Genomic DNA, 20230 nt, shown 5'->3' with positions numbered 1-20230 from the left:
TTAGGGACGGGCCGGTGTCGCCTTCTCCCATGCGACTGGCGCGGCGGGACCGGGGAAATTATTTTCGCTGGGATCCCGGAGGAAAAATGGAACCCTTCACGCCCAGCGACCGCGATCACTTGCGGCGCCTCGGCATGGACGAGGCCAAGGCCCTTGCCGACATGGAAGCCTTCCGCCGCGGCCAACAATTCTCCGAGCTCGATCGCGCCTGCTCCCCCGGCGATGGCATCGTCTCGCAGGATGCCGGCCAACTGCATGACCTGAACCGGGAATATGACCAAGCCGCCGCCACCGGACGCGCCATGCAATTCGTACCGGCGAGCGGCGCGGCCACCCGGATGTTCAAGGCCTTGCAGGTCGTTCGGCAAAGGCCGGACAGGCCGGATCTGGCGGCCTTGGCCAGGGAATCCCTCGACGGGAATCCCACCGCCATCGAATTCCTGGCCTGGTTCCAAGGCCTCGACGTATCGCCCTTCGCGGGAGACTTACGCGAAGCCTTGCGCAAACGTGGCCACGATCTTGATCATCTCGCCCAAACCGGCGATTACCATGAAATCCTGGCAGCCTTGCTTGATCCCGAGGGACTAGGTTTTGCGGATCGTCCCAAAGCCTTGATCCCGTTCCATATGGGCCCGGATGGTTCGCGCACCGCATTCTCCGAGCATCTCTCCGAAGCGGTCGACTTGGTGCGCGATGGTCGCGGCGTATGCCGACTGCATTTCACCATCGCGACGGACAAGCGCCCGGCCTTCGCCGCCGAACTGGAACGCTCATGCCGCGCCCTCGCTGGCAAAGCCCATTTCGAGGTCGGATTTTCCTTTCAGGACCCCTCCACCGACACCCTGGCTGCCGACGAAAACGGCGAACCCTTCCGGGATGAACGAGGCCGATTGGTCTCGCGGCCGGGAGGCCATGGCGCTTTGCTCGACAACCTGGCCCGCTGCGGCGGGGACCTGGTATTCATCAAGAACATCGACAATATCGTTCCCGATGCGCTACGCGGTCCCCATACTTCTTTCCGCCGGGCCATGGGCGGGATGTTGGTACGCCTGCAAAGGGAGGTTCGCCATCAATTGGAAGCCCTAAGATCCGGTCCGGATGCGGAAAGCATCCGCGCCGCCGGCCGCCTCTGCCGGAAGCTGGGTACCGTCCTGCCGCACGCATTGCGGGACGAGAACGGCGACGCCCGCGCGGAGGCGCGGGATCGTCTGACGGCGCTTTTGGATAGGCCCATGCGCGTCTGCGCCATGGTCGAGAACCGCGGCGAACCGGGAGGCGGGCCGTTTTGGGTCCGCGGCCACGACGGCTCCCTAACCTTGCAGATCGTGGAAACGCCCCAGGTCGATTCCCGTTCCCTCTCCCAGAGATCCATCGCCTCGCAGGCGGGCTTCTTCAATCCCACCGATCTCGTCTGCTCCTTGCTGGATCCGCGCGGGAAGCCCTACGACCTCCGACGTTTCCGGGATCCGAAAGCCGGATTTATCACTACGAAGTCGAAAGACGGCAGGGCTTTGCGGGCCTTGGAATTGCCGGGGCTGTGGAACGGGTCCATGGCGCATTGGAATACGGTGTTCATGGAAGCGCCCGTGGATATCTTCAATCCCGTCAAATCGGTGGTGGACTTGCTCCGCCCGGCCCATCTGGCCGCGAATAAGATCCCGGTTTAAAGCCACGGCAAAAGGCCCGGCCGCGGACGCGCTAGGCGATCCGCGCCGGTTCGTTTTCCAGCTCCACCCGTGCCCCATCCGAGGGGGCGCACTCCATGATTTCCGGATCCATCCCGAAGGCTTTGCCGTAGGCCTCCTTAAGCCTGACCGCGGCCGCATGGGCCGAAGCTTCTGCCGCCAGGACGATGATGTTGCCTCCGAATCCGCCTCCGGTCATGCGGGCGCCGCGCACGCCGTCGCAAGCCAGCGCGGTCGCGACCAAGAAGTCCTGCTCCGGAGAAGACACCTCGAAATCCCCCGCCAGGGAAGCGTGGGAAGCGGAAAGCAAAGTACCGAGAGCGGCCGGATCGCCCGACCTGAGCGCGGCCTCGGCGGCCAGCACCCGGGCGTTCTCCTCGATTTGGTGGCGCACGCGCCGATAGCGGATCCCTCCTAAGGCAGAGCGGCTCCGTTCCAAAAGCCCTCGGGTGCAGCCTCGGAGATCCGGCAATTCCGGCTCAAGCCTCCGCAGAATTCCGAGGGCCTCTTCGCATTCGCGACGCCGATCATTGTAAGCGCTGGAGGACAACTCATGCTTCACCATGGAATTGCAGAGCAGGAAACGGTGGCCCGCCGGAGCGATCGTGACATGGCGCCATTCCAGCGTACGGCAATCGAGGAGGATCCCGCGCCCGCTCCGGCAAAGCAGAACCGCGTACTGGTCCATGATGCCGCAACGGACCCCGGCGTACCGGTGCTCGGTTGCCTGGGCCATAAGCGCAATGGTCTCGCGCGACAGGCCCGTTCCGGCCAGGCGATCCAAAGCCAGGCCCATCGCCGTGGCCAAGGCCGCCGAGCTGGAAAGGCCTCCTCCCGCGGGGATGTCCCCCGCGAAGGCGAATTCCGCGGCTGGCACGGGAAAACCGGCCGCGCGGAATTCGGCCAGCATCCCTACCAAGTAATCGGACCAATGGCCGCGGCGGGGAGAGGGAAGATCGTCCGGGGCGAACCGCGCGGATTCGCCGCGATCGACGGCGATCAAGCCGATCTGACCGGCGGAATGGGCCGCCGCGACGACGATATGGCGGTCGATCGCGAAGGGGAGCACCCAGCCGCCGTTGTAATCGGTATGTTCCCCGATGAGGTTCACGCGACCGGGCGATTCAACCAATATTCCTGGTTCATGCCCGGTGGCCTCCGCGAACCCGCGCAGTACGGCTTCCCGCGCGTTCCGGGGTCCATCCTGAATCATAGGACCGCCCTTCCCGGGATAGGCGCGGCTAAAAGGCCGCTGATCAGAAAATACTCGCATGGGCCGCCGAGGGACAGCGGGCGGCGGTTTGGACGCGGCCGGGATAAATCCGCACCCCATTCCGGGGGAGTTTATTTTGAACGATGAGGCTTCCCCGCGAAGCCGCACCGGGGAAAAAGCCGACCATGGAACCAATCGCCCGACGTAATCGCCCCCAACACCATCCCGGGTCCAGGCCCTTTATGTTCGCCACCGGAATTGAGAATAGTTATCCGACGATCCGAGCGAAGGATGGCAAAAAAGCCCGCGTGGATGAAATGGAAAAAACCGGGCACTATCTCCGCTTTAAGGAGGATTTCGCCCTTGTGCGGGAACTGGGCTTGGAATACCTCCGTTGGGGCCCGCCCTATCATTTGGCCCATCTCGGCCCCGGCCGTTACGATTGGGGATTCACCGATGCCGCCATCGAGGAAATAAGGCGACTGGGGATCGTTCCCATCGTGGACCTCTGCCATTTCGGCGTGCCGGACTGGGTAGGCGATTTCCAAAACCCGGATTGGCCCCGGCTCTTCTCGGAATACGCCGCCGCCTTCGCGTCCCGGTATCCATGGGTCCGTTTCTATACCCCCGTCAACGAAATCTTCATCACCGCCACATTCTCCGCGCAATGGGGATGGTGGAACGAATGCCTCACTTCCGACCGGGCCTTCGTCACCGCCCTCAAGCACTTGGCCCAGGCCAACCTTTTGGCCGAAGCCGATATCATCCGCCGGCAGCCCGAGGTAATCTTCATCCAGAGCGAATCCACCGAGTACTTCCATCCAGAACGGCCCTCGGCTTTCGATCGCGCGGAGCATTTCAACCAGAAGCGCTTCCTCTCGCTGGATCTCTGCTATGGCTTCGACGTGGCCGCCTACATGTACGAATACTTGCTGGACAACGGCATGACCAGGCCCGAGTACCATTGGTTCCACCACATGGGCAACGGCCTCAAGCCCCGCTGCATCATGGGGAACGATTATTACGTCACCAACGAACACCTGGTGACCGAGAACGGGCCGGTAGGGGCCTCGGGCGAAATCTTCGGTTATTACGTCATCACCCGCCAATACTTCGAACGCTACCATCTCCCCGTCATGCATACCGAGACGAATTTCATGGATTCGGAACGCGCGGCGGCCTGGCTCTGGAAGGAATGGGTCAACATGATCCGCCTCAAGCAGGATGGGGTGCCCATCGTGGGTTTCACCTGGTACAGCCTGGTGGATCAGATCGATTGGGATACGGCGCTGCGGGAAGAGAATAATCGCGTGAACCCTTTGGGGCTATTCGATCTCGACCGCAAAATCCGTCCCGTCGGGAAGGCCTATAGCGATTTGGTGCTGCAATGGAAACACATACTGCCCATGGAAAGCCTGTGCCTGGACATGCATCCGACCCTGACACCGGGGGAGGAGGCGTTCCTGCAACAGGTCGTGCCCGGTTCGCCGAGGGCATTCTGAAATATCGGAGCCTAACATGACCAAACCTGAAATTTCACCGAAGATCGAAGGGGCGCGCGGGCCGGTCCTGACGGAGGTGGCCGAGGCCCCCCATTCCTGGGATCCCGCCGGCAGGAACGTCCCCGCTACCAAACTCGACTGGACGGAATGCCTGCCCTTCGCGCAGGTCCGCGGCTTAGAGGTGGCGCCGGATCGCCCGGATCGCGCGCTTCCGGGCCCCGGGGATTCCGAAGACAATCCGGAATAGCCGCCTACGACGCTTTATCCCAAAAGCAACCGCCCGGGCAGGCGATGCCCGGAGCCGCACCTAGGAGCAGACATGATTCTGGAAGACAATGGAAAGCCCGATTGGAAAGCCATCCTTGAACCCGGCCATGGGACCACGGGCCAGGGTGGAAGCGCGGTCGAGGGACGAAGGCGCGACGTCGTTTGTTTCTCCCATCTGCGCTGGGATTTCGTTTTCCAGCGGCCCCAGCACCTGTTAACCCGCTTCGCGCGCAAGGGCCGCGTCTTCTACTTCGAAGAGCCGGTACGGGACAAGGCCTGCGCCGAACCCCGTCTGCAAATGGCCGCGCGCGAAGCCGGCGTAATGCTGCTGACCCCGCATCTGCCGGCCGACTACTCCGAGGCCAAAACCTTCGCGGCCCTGGGAGAGCTGGTGGACGGCATGCTCTCGCGCTGGTCCATCCGCGACTTCGTGGCGTGGTATTACACCCCCATGGCGCTGCCTTTCACCTCCCACCTGAAACCCGCGCTGGTCGTCTACGATTGCATGGACGAACTCTCCGCCTTCAAGGGGGCGCCGCCGTCGATGGCCGAAATGGAGCATCGCCTAATGGCCCGATCCGAATTGGTATTCACGGGAGGCGCCAGCATCTACGCGGCCAAGAAACATATGCATAAGAGCATCCACCTTTTCCCAAGCAGTATCGATAAGGCGCATTTCCGGAAGGCGCGGGAAGGGGGCCCCGATCCGGATGATCAGAAATCCATCGGCAGGCCCCGCATCGGATTCTACGGCGTGCTGGACGAGCGGTTGGATCGCGACCTGGTGGGGGCGCTTGCGGAATCCAGACCGCATTGGCATTGGATCCTATTGGGGCCGGTATGCAAGATCGATCCCTCTTCCCTGCCCCGGCGCCCTAACCTGCATTACCTCGGCCGTAAGGATTACGCCAATCTCCCACGCTATCTGGCGGGCTGGGACGCGGCCATGATGCCTTTCGCCCATAACGATTCCACCCGCTTCATAAGTCCTACCAAGACTCCGGAGTTCCTGGCGGCGGGTAAACCCGTGGTGTCCACCTCCATCCGCGACGTGGTGGATCCGTACGGCAAGGAAGGCCTGGTCCACATCGCCGACGCTCCGGAGGCCTTCGTAGCGGCCTGCGAGAAGGCCTTGGCGCAACGAAACAACCGGTCTTGGTTGGCCAAGGCGGATCGATTCCTGTCTAAGCATTCCTGGGACGCCACCTGGTCGGAAATGGACGGCCTTATGGCCGCCGCCCTGGGCGCGCGCGCCCAGGGCAAAGGAAGGGCCGCCCATGTATGACTATCTCATAATCGGGTCGGGCTTCGCGGGCAGCGTATTGGCCGAGCGCCTGGCGGCGGGCTCCGATCAGAAGGTGCTCTTGGTCGATAAGCGTCCCCACATCGGCGGGAACGCGTACGACTCCTATAACGACTCCGGGATCCTGATCCACGATTACGGGCCGCATATTTTCCACACCAATAGCAAAGAGGTTTTCGATTACCTTTCGCGCTTCACCGCTTGGCGTACCTATGAGCATAGGGTCCTGGCCCGGGTGGACGGCCAATTGGTCCCCATCCCTATCAACCTGGACACGGTGAACCGGCTCTATAACATGAACCTGAGGCCGTCCGAAGTGGAGGCCTTCTTCGCATCCGTGGCCGAGCATCGCGACCCCGTCCGAACCTCCGAGGACGTGGTGGTAAGCAAGGTGGGCCGGGAGTTGTACGAGAAGTTCTTCCGCGGCTATACCCGCAAGCAATGGGACCTCGACCCCTCCGAGCTGGACGCATCCGTGACGGCGCGCGTGCCAGTGCGCACCAACCGCGACGATCGCTACTTCACCGATACCTATCAAGCCATGCCCTTGCATGGGTACACCCGCATGTTCCAGCGCATGCTGGCGCATCCGCGCATCCACGTCATGCTGAATACCGATTACCGCTCCATGGTCGGGAGCATCCCTTTCCGCAAAATGATCTACACCGGCCCCATCGACGCCTTCTTCGATTTCCGTTTCGGGAAATTGCCCTATCGCTCGCTGGAGTTCCGGCATGAGACCTTGGACCAGGAGGTTTTCCAACCGGTGGGCACGGTGAATTATCCCAACGAGCATTCTTATACGCGCATCACCGAGTTCAAGTACCTCACCGGACAACGGCATCCGAAAACGGGCATCGTTTACGAATTCCCCCGGGCGGAAGGGGATCCTTATTATCCGGTCCCACGCAAAGAGAATAATGAGCTTTACCATCGCTACCAATCCCTGGCTGCCGCCATGCCGGAAGTGATGTTCGTCGGCCGGTTGGCGACCTACAAGTATTACAACATGGACCAGGTGGTGGCCCAGGCCCTGGCGAGCTATCGAAAACTGGCCAGGGAAGAGCAAACCGCGCCCATCCTGGTATGACTCAATCGCAGGCGGGCGCCGATGCTGCCGGCCGCCCGGAATTATGGGGCGGGATCGAATGCACCTTGAACCGCGTCGGCGATCTCTACCTCGATCAATTCCGCTTGCAAGGCCACGATCGACGGCCGGAAGACCTGGATAGGATCGCAGGCTTGGGCATCCGGACCCTCCGCTATCCGGTGCATTGGGAGCGGGTGGAGCCCGGCGCCCAGGGGCAGGATAATTGGTCCTTTCCGGACGAACGCCTGGGACGCATCCGCGCCTTGGGGATGACCCCCATCGTGGGGCTACTGCACCATGGCAGCGGGCCCCGTTGGACGGGCCTGCTGGATCCGGAGTTCCCCGAGCGCGCGGCCCGCTTCGCCTTACGGGTGGCCCGGCGCTATCCCTGGGTCGAAGCTTACACCCCGGTAAACGAACCGCTCACGACCGCCCGGTTCTCGGGGCTCTACGGGCACTGGCATCCCCATGGCCGCGACGATCGCAGCTTCGTGCGGGCCTTGCTGAACCAATGCGCCGCCATCGCGCTCTGCATGCGCGCCATCAGGACGATAACCCCCGCCGCACGCCTGGTGCAAACCGAGGATTTGGGCATGGTGCACGCCGCCGCGGGATTAGGTTACCAGGCCGATTTCGAAAACCAACGACGATGGCTCTCCTATGATCTGCTCTGCGGGCGAGTCTCCCGCGGGCACCCGCTTTGGGATTATTTGCTGGGCTCGGGCGCAGGAGAGGCGGAGCTTCTGGCCATTTCGGATGCGCCATGCATTCCCGACATCTTCGGGTTCAACTATTACGTAACCAGCGAACGTTGGCTCGATCCGCGATTGGGGAAGTATCCCGGCCTCGCCCCGGGCGGCAACGGCCGCCAAGCTTACGTGGATGCGGAGGCCGTCCGCGTCCATGGAGCCGCCATGCTGGGGCCGACAGGGTTGTTGCGCGAAGCCTGGAACCGCTACCGGAAGCCCATGGCCGTCACCGAGGCCCACCTCGGCTGTTCCCGCGAGGATCAATTGCGGTGGCTGCGCGAGATCTGGGAAGCCGCATGCGCGGTCCGCCGCGAAGGCGTCGATCTACGCGCGGTCACCCAATGGTCTTTGTTCGGCTCCTGCGATTGGGACTGCCTCGTGACGCGGGAGCGCGGTCATTACGAACCCGGAGCCTTCGACGTGCGGGGACCCGCGCCGCGCCCCACCGCTCTGGCGACGTTAGCCGCGAGCTTGGCGAATGGCCGCCAGCCGGATGATCCGGTATCGGATGGGCCCGGGTGGTGGCACCGACCCGGGCGTTTCCTCGGTGAAGGGGAAAGCGCGGACGCGTCCTTAGGGGCCGGGGGTACGTCGAGGCCATTGCTTATCGCCGGCGCCGGGGGTACCTTGGGACGGGCCGTGGCGCATCTCTGCGGCCGTCGCGGGATCGCTTGCGTGTCGTTGGACCGATCCGGACTGGACGTCGCCAATCCCGCTTCGGTGCGGGCGGCCCTCCGGGAAGTACGGCCGTGGGGCGTGATCAATGCCGCCGGCTTCGTGCGGGTGGACGATGCCGAAGCGGAGGCCGCGCGTTGCCGGCGCGAAAATACGCTGGGCGCGGCATTGCTGGCGGATGCCTGCGCCGCGCGCGGCATCCGCTTCGCGACCTTTTCCTCCGATCTCGTTTTCGACGGCCGCGCCGCCCGCCCATACCTGGAATCCGATCCGGTGGCGCCCCTCGGCGTCTACGGCCGCAGCAAGGCCGAAGCCGAACGCCTGGTCGCCGCGAAGCATCCCGAAGCCTTGGTCATCCGCACCAGCGCGTTCTTCGGGCCTTGGGATAGGTACAACTTCTTGTGGGATTTCCGGAACCGGCTCATGCGGGGCGAAACCGTGAGAGCATCGCGGGATACCCTGGTCTCCCCCACCTGCATCCCGGAAATGATCGATGCGGCCCTGGACCTTTTCCTCGACGGCGAAAAGGGAATCTGGCATGTGGCGAACTCGGGGGCCGCGAGCTGGGCGGATCTCGCGCGCGCGGTCGCCAGCCTGATCGGGGCGGGAGCGGAAAAAGTGTTGGCTACGCCAACGGATGAGATGGGCTGGAAAGCGCCCCGGCCCCGCATGAGCGCCTTGGCCAGCGAGCGCGGATGCATCTTGGGCCCTTGGCAGCCCGCCTTGGAGCGTTGCCTGCGTCAATTGGCCGGCAGCGAGCGGCCATGAGCGGCTTGGTAGTTTGATACGGATCGCGGAGGGAAGACATGCATACGCGCGATATCCCTGAATCCGAACTCGATTCCCTGGCCGCCGATTTGGAACGCGACGGCATTTGCATCCTGAAGGGGCTTTTCGATCGCAACGGAATCCGGGAATGGGCCGAAGCCTTCGATGCGCTACTGGATCGCCGGCGCGGCATCCCGGGAGCCCTGGCTCCGCGCGGGCCCGGGCGTTTCTACGTCACCTTGCCCTGGGTGGCCCCCTTCGCCGATGCGGCGGTCTTCGCCGCGCCCCCGTTGCTACGCCTGCTCGACAAGGTCTTCGCCCAGGAATACGCCCTGGTGCAACTGGCGGTGGACACGCCGGTGCTAGGATCGGATTTCCAGGAATTGCATCGCGATCATCGCCCTCTTTTCAGGGAGGATTTCCACACGCCGCCCTATGCCTTGGCCGCCAATTTCCCGTTATGCGCGGTTACCGAAGAGAACGGGCCCCTGCAAATGGTGCGCGGTTCCCATCGCTTGCCCAAGGAGGAAGCCTTCGCGAGGCTCAAGCGCGGCGATCTGAAAATCGAGTCCTTCCTCATGGAAGCAGGCGATCTGTGCCTGCGCTGGCCCTACGCCTTGCACCGGGGCAGCCCCAACCGCACCGAACGGCAAAGGCCCATGGTGGTGATGGGTTACGTCATGCATTGGCTGCGGACCCTGAAAGTGGATTTGGACGTCCCCCGTAACCTGTACGATACCTGGGATCCGGAAATCCGGGCCTTGCTGCGCTGCCGCGTCGTCGAGGCCCTTCCCGGGGAAAAGGCGGAAGCCTATGTGGAGTTCGAATACTGAAGGCTTACCGCAAACCTACCGCAATCCCGTATACCCCGGCTATTTCGCCGATCCTTTCGTATGGAAGCATGAAGGGATCTACTACGCGGTCGGGACCGGCCGGGAAGAAGCCGAAGGCGGGACGGGCGAAGCCAAACAGGGCATCTTCCCTTTGCTCGTCTCCCGAGATTTGATCCATTGGGAAGAGAAGGGCCACGCCATGGCCAAGCCGGAATTCGGCGCCGCCTTCGGCGAAACCTTTTGGGCCCCCGAAGTGGCTTGCGCCGAGGGACGATTTTACCTGTACTACTCGGTGGGGCGCGGGGATCAGGGCCACCACTTGCGCGTCGCCGTCGCGGATCTCCCGACCGGACCGTACCATGATACCGGAATCCCCTTGACCACTGCCTCGGACTGGCTCTTTTCCATCGATCCGCATCCTTTCCGGGATGATGACGGGCGCTGGTACCTTTTCTTCGCGGCGGATTTCCTCGACGCCGGGCCTCCGGGGCCGGGCTCGAAACGCGCCGGCACCGCCTTGGTGGCCCAAGCCCTCCGGGGCATGACCAGCCTGGCCGGCGAGAGCCGGGTAGTCCTTAGGGCCCGCCACGATTGGCAACGTTTCCAAGCCGATCGATTTATGTATGGAAATCGTTACGACTGGCACACGTTGGAAGGCCCGTGCGTCGTCAAGCGGGAGGGCCGCTATTTTTGCCTTTATAGCGGCGGACGTTGGGAGACCGAAGGCTATGGCGTCGATTTCGCGGTAGCGGACAAGCCGTTAGGGCCCTATGTCGATACCAGCGACGGAATCGGCCCGCGCGTGCTACGGACCGCGCCGGGCCGCATGTTAGGCCCCGGGCACAACTCCCTAGTCGAAGGCCCGGACGGAGAAACGCTTTTTATCGCCTATCATGCCTGGGATCCCGGTCTCACGGCCCGGCGCTTATGCATTGATCCTCTGCTCTGGACCCCCCAAGGCCCCCGCAGCCCTGGTCCGAGCTGGACGCCCCGACCCATCCGGCCCTAAAGCACCGCTCAAAATCTTTTTTAAGGATAGGGGTCGGCGGCGCCGATCCATTCCGAAGGAGGAGCCCATGAAGTTGCTATCCCCTAAGATCCACGGCATTCTGGACATCCTGGTGACCATCATGCTTTTCATCGCTCCGTCCATATTCCATTTCCGCCGCGAAGCCTCGGCCGCCAGTTACGTTCTCGGAGCCGTGTATGTCGTCCTGATCCTCGCCACGGCCTATCAATACGGTTTGGTGAAGTTCATGCCGTTCACCGTACATGGAACACTAGAGCTGATCCTGAGCCCCTTCCTGGTCGCCATGCCCTGGATCGCCGGTTTCGGCTATGACATGGCCGGGCGGGATTTCTTCATCGTGGCAGGCATCGCCCTGTTCATAGTTTGGTTCCTGACCGATTATAAGGCAGCCGATATCGCCTACGGCAAGAAAGGCATAGACCTGTTGGAGGACCGCAAAGGCCGGGTGCGGACCACCTGATTGCGATGGAATGCGCCATGCGTATCGCGCAGGTTTCACCGCTTTACGAAAGCGTTCCCCCTAGGCTCTACGGAGGCACCGAGCGCATCGTCCATTACCTGACAGAAGCCTTGGTGGCCATGGGGCATGAGGTCACCTTGTTCGCCAGCGGCGACTCGCGAACCTCCGCCCGCTTGGTCGCTTGCTGCGGCGAAGCCCTCCGGCTTGGGGGTTGCCAGGATCCCATCGCCCCCCAACTGGCCATGGCCGAGGAAGTGATGAGGCATGCGGATGATTTCGATATCCTACATTCCCATATCGACTACCTCGCCTTCCCTGCCGCCCGGCGTAGGCCCGACGCTCCCCTGATCACGACCTTGCATGGCCGTACGGATCACCCGGAGAATTCCCTTATCCACCGCGAGTTCGCGGGCATGCGTTTGATTTCGATATCCCGGGAACAGCGCCGGTTCCTGCCCGATGCCACGTGGCTTGGCACGGTCCAGCACGGCTTGCCGGCGGACCTTTACCCCTTCCAGGGCAAAGCGGGGAAGTACCTCGCTTTCCTGGGAAGGATTTCGCCGGAGAAGCGCCCGGACTTGGCCATCGAGATCGCGCGCAAGACGGGAATCCCCCTGAAGATCGCCGCCAAGGTCTCCCGCCATGAGGAGGACTACTTCGAAGATGTCATCAAACCGTTGCTGGCGCCTCCGGAGATCGAATTCGTGGGCGAGATCGGGGAAGCGGAAAAGGCGGGATTCCTGGGAGGGGCCATGGCGCTCCTTTTCCCGGTGGATTGGCCGGAGCCGTTCGGCTTGGTGATGATCGAGGCCATGGCTTGCGGCACCCCAGTGATCGCATTCCGCCGCGGCTCCGTCCCTGAAGTGATCGATGAGGGGGTTTCCGGCTTCATCGTGGAGAATACGGAGGCCGCCGCGGGGGCGGTGGCGAAGGCTTCCGGATTGGATCGCGCGCGAGTGCGCGCCGCCTTTGAGCAGCGCTTCACGACAGAACGAATGGCCGCCGGCTACCTGCGCTTGTATAAGCGGTTGCTCGCCTCGCGACCGGAACCGGTTCCGCAAGGGGGTCCTTATGCAAGAGAACATGACCGCTCCGGACGATTATTCCATTCTGGTCGAGGCATCCCAGGCCGAGAAGCAGAACCGGGTCCTTAAGCACGGGGAAACCTTCGCGGTCTTCGATAGGCAGGGCTCCTTCCTGCCGGGGGGCCGCGGGGACCATGGCCTCTACCATGAAGGCACGCGATTCCTATCGCGCTTCCAATTGCGCCTCGCGGGCCGCAAGCCCTTGGTCCTGAGTTCGGCCGTACGCGAAGACAATGACATGCTGGAAGTGGACTCGGCCAATCCTGATCTCGAGATCGGAGGCCGCGTCATCAAAGGCGACCGCATCCACATCTATCAGACCTGCTTCCTGTGGAACGGATGCCTCTACATGAGGCTGCGCTTCACGAACTACGCGCTGGAGCCCATTGATCTCCCGTTCACCCTCGAGTTCGCTTCGGACTTCGCGGACATCTTCGAAGTGCGGGGAATGCATCGCCCCGCCCGGGGCCGGCAGTTGGCTCCGCAATTGGGCCGGGACGTTGTGGTCATCGGATACCTGGGGCTCGACGGGCTGGATCGTAACGCGCAGTTGCGATTCGACCCGGCTCCCGCGGAGCTCGGGCCCGCGTACGCCCTTTATTCCTTAAGCCTCCCGTCCCATGGCCGGAAGGAATTCTATTTCACCGCGACATGCGAGTCCGGGCCGCGCGCCCCCCGAACCTTGGCCTACCAGGAAGCCTTCACGGGCCTGGGCGAGGCGTTCCGTTGCCTGCGCGGCTCGACCAGCCTCCTGGAATCCTCCCATCCCCAATTCGATAGTTGGATTAACCGATCGACGGTGGACCTGTTCATGATGACGACGGAAACCAGGGAAGGCGGATACCCGTACGCGGGCATCCCCTGGTTCAGCACCGTCTTCGGCCGCGATGGCATCCTGACAGCCTACCAGCTTTCTTGGGCCTGTCCGGGCCTGGCGGCCGGCGTGCTGCGGTTCCTGGCCGCGCGCCAAGCCCGGGAATCCGATCCGTCCCGGGATGCGGAACCGGGGAAGATCCTGCACGAAACCCGGAACGGGGAGATGGCCAATCTGGGCGAGATCCCCTTCGGCCGCTACTATGGCGGCATCGACACCACTCCCTTGTTCCTGATGTTGGCCGCGCGCTATCACGCCCGTACGGGAGATTTGCCCCTCCTCCGGGAACTGTGGCCCCACTTCGAGGCAGCGCTGGATTGGATCGACCGCTATGGGGACGCCGATAGGGATGGATTCGTGGAATACCAGCGGGCGGGCAAGGCCGGATTATTGCAGCAAGGCTGGAAGGATTCGGAAGATTCGGTATTCCACTACGATGGGAGCCTGGCCCCCCAACCCATCGCCTTGTGCGAAGTGCAGGGTTATGTCTATGCGGCCAAACGGGGCATGGCCCGCTTAGCGCGGGCCCTCGGTAAGCCGGGCCTGGCCGATCGACTCGACGTCGAGGCTTCCGATCTAAAGACGCGCTTTCGCGCGGCTTTCTGGCTCCCGGATTTGGGCACTTATGCCTTGGCTTTGGACGGGAACAAGCGCCCATGCCAGGTGCGCAGCTCCAATGCCGGGCATTGCCTGTTCGCGGGCATCGCCGACGAAGCGGATGCGCCGGCTTTGGTGAACGGGCTCCTTTCTCCCGCGATGTTTTCGGGTTGGGGAATCCGCACCCTGGCCGAGGGCGAAGCCCGGTATAATCCCATGTCCTACCACAATGGGTCCGTATGGCCCCACGACAATGCCCTCATCGCATGGGGAATGGGACGCTACGGCTTCCGGGCCGCGGCTTGCCAGGTCTTGGAAGGATTGTTCCAAGCCAGCCTCCATTTCGATCTGCATCGCCTTCCGGAATTGTTTTGCGGATTCGTGAAACGGCCGGGAGCGGGCCCCACGCTTTATCCGGTGGCATGCAATCCCCAATCCTGGGCATCGGCCTCGGTTTATTTCCTTTTGGAAGCCTGCCTGGGCCTGGAAATCGACGCCGTCGCGGGCCAAGTCCGGCTGACCCAGCCGCGTCTTCCCGCCTTTCTCGATGAGATACGGATACGCGAACTTAAGGTCGGAGATGCCATCTTGGATCTGACGGTCCGTAGGCATGGGAATGACATAACGGTCGAGATGCCTCGCCGCGTAGGAAAGATCGAAGTCGTTGAATCCTTGGGAGCGCCGCTTTATGAAGCCGCTCGCCAAGATGGATTATGAGCGGCTTTTATTTGCTGGCGACGCGTTTGCCGACGCTGGTTCCGGCTTTCTTCGCCTGAACATCGCCCTTGCCGTCCTTATCGCCTTTTCCGCCGGCTGTAACGTTCACGTCGATCTTGGAAACCTTGGCGGCGCCCCTCATACCGCGTCGGGATAGGTTTCCGGCGGCTCGCGGTCAGGGCCATCCCGAGGGGGGCCCAAGGTATCCACGGCGTGCGTTTCGTCGAAATGGATAACGGCGTCGAACTGGGCCGGTAGGCGGGCTTCGAAGTAGTGGTTGCTCCGTTCGTTCTCGGGCCGGTACACCACGCCGATGGCGCGTTCCAGGCGCGGCTCGCCCAAATCCCGGATGGCCGTATGCTCCAAGCGCAGGTCCAGGAAAAATTTCTCCATGCCCGTCCCATGCAAGAGCGCTTCATAGCTGCCGGGCAATCCTGGCCGGACGCGTTTTTCGGATCCCGGTTCGCCCCAATCCGCGGCCGCCCGCACGGTGCCGGAGAAAGTCGTGAACCCCACCAGGTAGGCCTGGGAGCCGTAGCGTTCGCGGGCGAGCTGGCCCACGTTGAGCTCCCCATGGCGGCGGAACTGGGTGGCGCGCGCATCGCCGAGATGGGAGTTATGCTCCCAGACCGCGATCTTGGACGGAATGCCCGTGCGGGATTCGAGGTGGAAAGCCAAGGCATCCAGGGTATCGGCCATATGCTTGTCGCGCAGGTTCCAGGAGGCAACGTGGCCTTGGAGCATGGTGCGGTAATATTGTTCCGCATTCACGATCAAGCGCGCGTTCTGCTCCGCCTGGAAGAGTTCGTCTCCGTCGGGAGCGGAAGCGGCCAGGGCTTCGCCCCGGCGCCGAAGCTCAAGCAATTGATCGATCACCTCGGTTTCGCAAGAGGGCGACAGTCCGAGGGCCGCGTTCATTCCATAGGCCTCGATGCGGTTGGCATCTATCCCCAGGCAGGCATACCGCTCCCTCGCGCGGGCGGCCGCCTCCGGATCGATGCGATCCAGGTAGGCAAGTACGGCTTCCATGGAAGCATACAGGCTGTAGAGATCCAAGCCGTAAAAACCGGTTTTGGGCCGGCCCGGTCCGAGCGAATCGTTCCATTGCCGCAGCCAGAGGATGAAATCCAGGACCTCGGAATTGCGCCACATCCATTCCGGGAAACGCCGGAATCCTTCCAAGGGATCGGCGCCTGACAGGGGATCGCCTTCGCCCCGGACGAACCGGTTCACGCGGAACGCATCGGGCCAATCGGCCTCGACGGCCACGGCGGTGAAACCTTTCTCCCGGATCAGGCGCTTGGTGATCGCGGCCCGCTGACTATAGAATTCGCGCGTGCCATGCGAGGCTTCGCCGAGAAGGACGAAGCGGGCTTCGCCGATGGACTCGATCAGCGGATCATAATCGGACGGACGGCCCTCAATGGGCGCGCTAATTAAGGCTAAAGCGTCTTGTAGTGCATGGGAGACGGACGCGGGCATGGCCAAGTCCTCGCTCTTATGAATCAAAATAGGTTTCGACGAGAATCGATGCGCGATTCGGCCCCGCCGATTTCCGAGCCCATGACGCGAGGAAATCCGCTTACATCCGCTCGCGTAAAAGGGCAGTTTTGAATAAGGGGGCGGAAATCAGGAGAGTAGCATGATTCGAAAACTCCGAGGGGGCGGATACCGTCTCTATTCGAGGAAAATCAATCCCAAGACGGGAAAGCGCCGCAACCTAGGCACATTCAAGACCCGCATCGCGGCGGAAAGGCATGAGAAGGCCATACAATTCTTCAAACGAAGTCATGCCTAGCCATGACGCACTCGATTCCTACGTGCCACGTAGTTTGCGTCCACGTAGATGCAAGCCTACTTTATCTTATAGACAGACCTATCACTGCCAAGGGGCATGACGCCTGCCAATAATCGGTGTCATGCACCCGGGGAAACGATAGGTGGGACCCGGCGCAAGCCGGGTCCTGTATTGGTTTCCATGGCCTCTTCGTTTAACCTGACCCAACGACTTATTCGGGACCATATCGCGGCCTGGGAAGGCGCCAAGGTTGATGGCGCCCATCTGCCGGAGTCCAGGCTTACGCCAGGCTCGGAGATAGGGATCCGCATCGATCAGACCTTGACCCAGGATGCGACCGGTACCTTGGTGATGCTGGAACTGGAGGCCATGGGGCTGGAACGCGTTAAGACCGCGCTGTCGGTCCAATACGTGGACCACAACCTGCTCCAGACCGATCATAAGAATGCCGATGATCATGTCTTTCTCCTCTCCGCGTGCAAACGGTTCGGGATCTGGTATAGCCGGCCCGGCAACGGCGTGAGCCATCCCGTGCACATGGAGCGGTTCGGGGTTCCGGGAGCGAGCCTGGCGGGCTCGGACAGCCATACCCCTGCGGCGGGCGCATTGGGAATGCTCGCTTTCGGATCGGGCGGCATGGACGTGGCCTTCGCCATGGCCGGCGAGCCCTTATTCCTGGCCATGCCGCGGGTGCTCGGGGTGGAGGTTGTCGGGAAACTTCCGCCTTGGGTCAGCGCGAAGGACGCCATCTTGGAGTTGCTTCGGCGGCATGGCGTGGAAGGGTGCAAAGGATGGGTGGTGGAATATTCCGGTCCCGGGCTGGCCGGCCTCTCGACCATGGATCGCCACGTCATGGCCAATATGGGGACCGAGATGGGAGCGACCACTTCGGTATTCCCATCGGACCAGGAAACATGGCGGTTCCTTAAGGCACAAGGACGCGAAGAAGCGTGGCGGCCCCTGGCGGCGGATCCGGGCGCCGCCTACGATGCGCGCGAGATATTGGATCTCTCGGCGCTCGAGCCCCTTATCGCATTTCCGGGAAGCCCGGGCGACGTACATCCCGTCCGGGAGGCGGCCGGGCTTCCCATCTACCAGTCTTACATCGGATCATCGGCCAATCCGGGCCTGCGCGATTTCTGGGTCGCGGCCGAAATCGTATCGGGACGGATGGCCCATCCCGAGGTTTCCCTGGACATCAATCCCTCTTCGCGGCAAACCCTGGAGAATCTCATCGCAAACGGATCACTGGAAAAACTGGTGAGGGCGGGGGCGCGCATCCATCAGGCGGGATGCAACGGGTGCATCGGCATGGGCCAAGCCCCGGCTTCGGGGCGCGCCAGCCTGCGCACCGTGCCCCGTAATTTCCCCGGCCGCTCGGGAAGCGTTGATGATCGGGTCTACCTATGCAGCCCGGAAACGGCCGCCGCCTCGGCCCTGACCGGGGAGATAACCGATCCCCGCGATCTGGAGGCGCTCGGCCTTGCCTATCCCCGCTACCAGGCGCCCGGGAAAGAGATTATCAATACCGCCATGCTGCTGCCGCCCGATCCGGAAACCGTGGGCACGGCGACTCTGATCAAAGGACCCAATATCAAAGCCTTGCCCGATCTGGGTCCCTTGCCCGATGCGTTCCGCGTCCCCGTCCTCCTCAAGTTGGGCGACGATATCTCCACCGATGAAATCCTGCGCGCGGGCGCGGAAGCCTTGCCCTACCGCAGCAATATCCCCGAAATCGCTCGCTTCACCTACGGCGTCATCGACCCCGGCTTCCCCGACCGGGCTATCGAAGCCGGGCGCGCATTCGGAGGGCACGTCGTGGTGGCGGGCCGGAACTATGCCCAAGGGTCGAGCCGCGAGCACGCCGCGCTCGCGCCCAGGTACCTGGGACAGATCGCGGTGCTCGCCAAGGGCTTCGCCCGCATCGGCCGACAGAACCTGGTCAATTTCGGGATCCTTCCCTTGGAGTTCCGGAACCCGGACGACTACCAAACCATACGTTCCGGCGATTTGCTTTCCGCGAAAGATCTTCGGAGCCAGCTGATGGCCGGCGGTCCGATCCGGATCCTAAATGAAACTCGCGGCCTCGAATATCCCATGGCGATTAGCCTAAGCGAGCGACAGATGCAGGCGGTTCTGGCCGGAGGCGTGATCAGCTACTTCCGCATCCATACCGGCGGGGCGGCGGAAGAAAATGTTCCGTCGAGTCGATAGGCCGATGCCTTACTTGATTTCGTTCGACAATTCCGCCGCGAGCTATCGCCTCGGCATCGACGCTTTCGCCTTCGACTCCGGCGCCATGGGCAGGGAAATGCTCTTCCATCTGACCCGCCCTTAGACAGCCGTTTTTCCCGGGCGGGGAGTGGTCGATTTGGACGGCCGGGTGGAAAGGAAGTAGAAACGAAAAAGCCCCTCCGGCATTGACCAATTCCTAGTGGAATCAGGCAAGCCGAAGGGGCTTATGGAGCGGATTGCGGGACTCGAACCCGCGACCCTTTGCTTGGGAAGCAAAAGCTCTACCAACTGAGCTAAATCCGCACGTGCCCCGGATCTTCGGCGGCTCGGATAATATAGACTGCCCAAGTGGATTTGGAAACGTCCTCGGGCCTTCCTTCCATCTAAGTGGCGGACAAAAGCCGACCTAGATAGGCTGTTATCCCTGACGATTTGCCCTCCCTGGTCCTAGTCTCCCCTGTCGGCACCCCTCCATAGACAAAACCAAAGCGTAGCACCTAGGCCCATGCTGGCCCACTATGGACCTAGGGGCAAAGATAATAAGTACCGAAAAAGTGCCGTTCTAATGCCCGCATATTGTGCAATCCGCCCTTTAGCAAATGCAATTCTAGGTCTGGTACCAGCCGTGAGTCTGTACCATGGGAAGCCATGCCCTATCCGGCGGAAGACCCGATGATGGGGGCCTTCTTGGGCCCTTTCGGAATGGGTCCAGGTATTTCATGTACCGGATTTGGTCCCGCATGGCATCATGCACAGGAAGCCCCGGATTTTCGGTTCGATGATCATGGTGGGAAAACTTTATCCCCTGTGTTTTATCCGCGTCCCCTTCTGCCTGGGGTGCAGCTAAAACGTTGTCGCTAATAGATATAAGTGTGGGATATAGGTTGGCGCTGAAAGAATATTTAACAATTGGACAGACGCATATCACAAAGAGCATAAGCCATCTCTAAGGCTTTGGCACTATGCGAGATAGAATCTAGTGTGCAAAGTGTCGCGCGATCTCGGACGATCTAGTTGTAGGCCCCATCCGAAATTGGTATTCTTTGAACGGGAATCGGACAGTAATAAAAAAGCCCCATAGCGCTAACTATGGGGCCAAACTGTCCGGGACCGCTTCCGGTTGAAGGAACCGGCCCAGGGGTTTGCACGACGCAACCAGTATACTGGAATCCGATAAATCCTTCAAGTGCCCGGGAGAGCATTTCGCTCAACACTGGAGGTCGCCTCATGGCTGACCGTTTTCAAATCACTTGTATCGACAAATCGGACCGTTTGAACCCCCATGAAGCCATCGCGAACGTGGGAGGTGGAAGCGGGGCTAACCGATGGAAGATTAGCCAGCAACGGGC

The 20230-nt window shown here is 62.1% G+C and carries 15 protein-coding genes and 1 tRNA gene; 13 read left to right on the top strand and 3 right to left on the bottom strand.

The window, feature by feature from the left end; translation table 11 throughout:
- Positions 1–86: 86 nt before the first annotated feature.
- Positions 87–1667, top strand: a complete 1581-nt coding sequence (locus JF616_12660; protein MBW8888600.1) for a DUF4301 family protein — start codon at positions 87–89, stop codon at positions 1665–1667.
- 31 nt (positions 1668–1698) lie between these two features.
- On the opposite strand, the gene galK is transcribed toward JF616_12660, so the two are convergent.
- Positions 1699–2898 carry a galactokinase gene (gene galK, locus JF616_12655; protein ID MBW8888599.1) on the bottom strand — a complete coding sequence of 400 codons (1200 nt, stop codon included), beginning with the start codon at positions 2896–2898 and terminating at the stop codon, positions 1699–1701.
- 242 nt (positions 2899–3140) lie between these two features.
- Between galK and JF616_12650 the strand changes: the two genes are divergently transcribed.
- The 10 genes from JF616_12650 to JF616_12605 all read left to right on the top strand — a co-directional run bounded on the left by JF616_12650 (position 3141) and on the right by JF616_12605 (position 14848).
- Entirely contained in the window at positions 3141–4400 is a 1260-nt protein-coding gene (locus JF616_12650) for a family 1 glycosylhydrolase (protein ID MBW8888598.1), read from the top strand.
- A gap of 16 nt (positions 4401–4416) precedes the next feature.
- Entirely contained in the window at positions 4417–4647 is a 231-nt protein-coding gene (locus JF616_12645; protein MBW8888597.1) for a hypothetical protein, read from the top strand.
- 72 nt (positions 4648–4719) lie between these two features.
- Complete coding sequence (locus JF616_12640; GenBank protein MBW8888596.1) at positions 4720–5952, top strand: glycosyltransferase family 1 protein; 1233 nt, start codon at positions 4720–4722, stop codon at positions 5950–5952.
- Positions 5945–7060 (top strand): UDP-galactopyranose mutase, encoded by a 1116-nt coding sequence (glf, locus tag JF616_12635; GenBank protein ID MBW8888595.1) that lies wholly within the window; start codon positions 5945–5947, stop codon positions 7058–7060. The genes JF616_12640 and glf overlap by 8 nt, the downstream gene beginning before the upstream one ends.
- Entirely contained in the window at positions 7057–9252 is a 2196-nt protein-coding gene (locus tag JF616_12630) for a sugar nucleotide-binding protein (protein MBW8888594.1), read from the top strand. The genes glf and JF616_12630 overlap by 4 nt, the downstream gene beginning before the upstream one ends.
- A 38-nt stretch (positions 9253–9290) precedes the next feature.
- On the top strand, positions 9291–10085 hold the full coding sequence (locus tag JF616_12625) for a phytanoyl-CoA dioxygenase family protein (protein ID MBW8888593.1): 795 nt from the start codon (positions 9291–9293) through the stop codon (positions 10083–10085).
- Positions 10066–11094: a glycoside hydrolase family 43 protein gene (locus tag JF616_12620; protein ID MBW8888592.1), complete on the top strand. Its 1029-nt coding sequence runs from the start codon at positions 10066–10068 to the stop codon at positions 11092–11094. Before JF616_12625 ends, JF616_12620 begins: the two co-directional genes overlap by 20 nt.
- A gap of 67 nt (positions 11095–11161) precedes the next feature.
- Positions 11162–11575: a hypothetical protein gene (locus JF616_12615; protein MBW8888591.1), complete on the top strand. Its 414-nt coding sequence runs from the start codon at positions 11162–11164 to the stop codon at positions 11573–11575.
- Positions 11576–11592: 17 nt separating this feature from the next.
- Positions 11593–12729 carry a glycosyltransferase family 4 protein gene (locus tag JF616_12610; GenBank protein ID MBW8888590.1) on the top strand — a complete coding sequence of 379 codons (1137 nt, stop codon included), beginning with the start codon at positions 11593–11595 and terminating at the stop codon, positions 12727–12729.
- Positions 12647–14848, top strand: a complete 2202-nt coding sequence (locus JF616_12605; GenBank protein MBW8888589.1) for an amylo-alpha-1,6-glucosidase — start codon at positions 12647–12649, stop codon at positions 14846–14848. Before JF616_12610 ends, JF616_12605 begins: the two co-directional genes overlap by 83 nt.
- A 138-nt stretch (positions 14849–14986) precedes the next feature.
- On the opposite strand, the gene JF616_12600 is transcribed toward JF616_12605, so the two are convergent.
- The gene (locus tag JF616_12600) at positions 14987–16330 is read right to left on the bottom strand and encodes an erythromycin esterase family protein (GenBank protein ID MBW8888588.1); all 1344 of its coding nucleotides are present in this window, start codon (positions 16328–16330) and stop codon (positions 14987–14989) included.
- 160 nt (positions 16331–16490) lie between these two features.
- Here JF616_12600 and JF616_12595 point away from each other — a divergent pair, with 160 nt between their 5' ends.
- Positions 16491–16646, top strand: coding sequence for a hypothetical protein (locus tag JF616_12595; protein ID MBW8888587.1), 156 nt, complete (start codon positions 16491–16493; stop codon positions 16644–16646).
- 180 nt (positions 16647–16826) lie between these two features.
- Positions 16827–18860, top strand: a complete 2034-nt coding sequence (locus tag JF616_12590; GenBank protein MBW8888586.1) for an aconitate hydratase — start codon at positions 16827–16829, stop codon at positions 18858–18860.
- 248 nt (positions 18861–19108) lie between these two features.
- Here JF616_12590 and JF616_12585 read toward each other — a convergent pair.
- Positions 19109–19184, bottom strand: a tRNA-Gly gene (locus JF616_12585).
- Positions 19185–20230: the final 1046 nt, after the last annotated feature.

The sequence above is a fragment of the Fibrobacterota bacterium genome, assembly GCA_019509785.1.
Taxonomy (GTDB): Bacteria; Fibrobacterota; Fibrobacteria; order UBA11236; family UBA11236; genus Chersky-265.
Note: the sequence above shows the minus strand (reverse complement) of the source record. Positions and strands in the feature narration are given on the sequence as shown.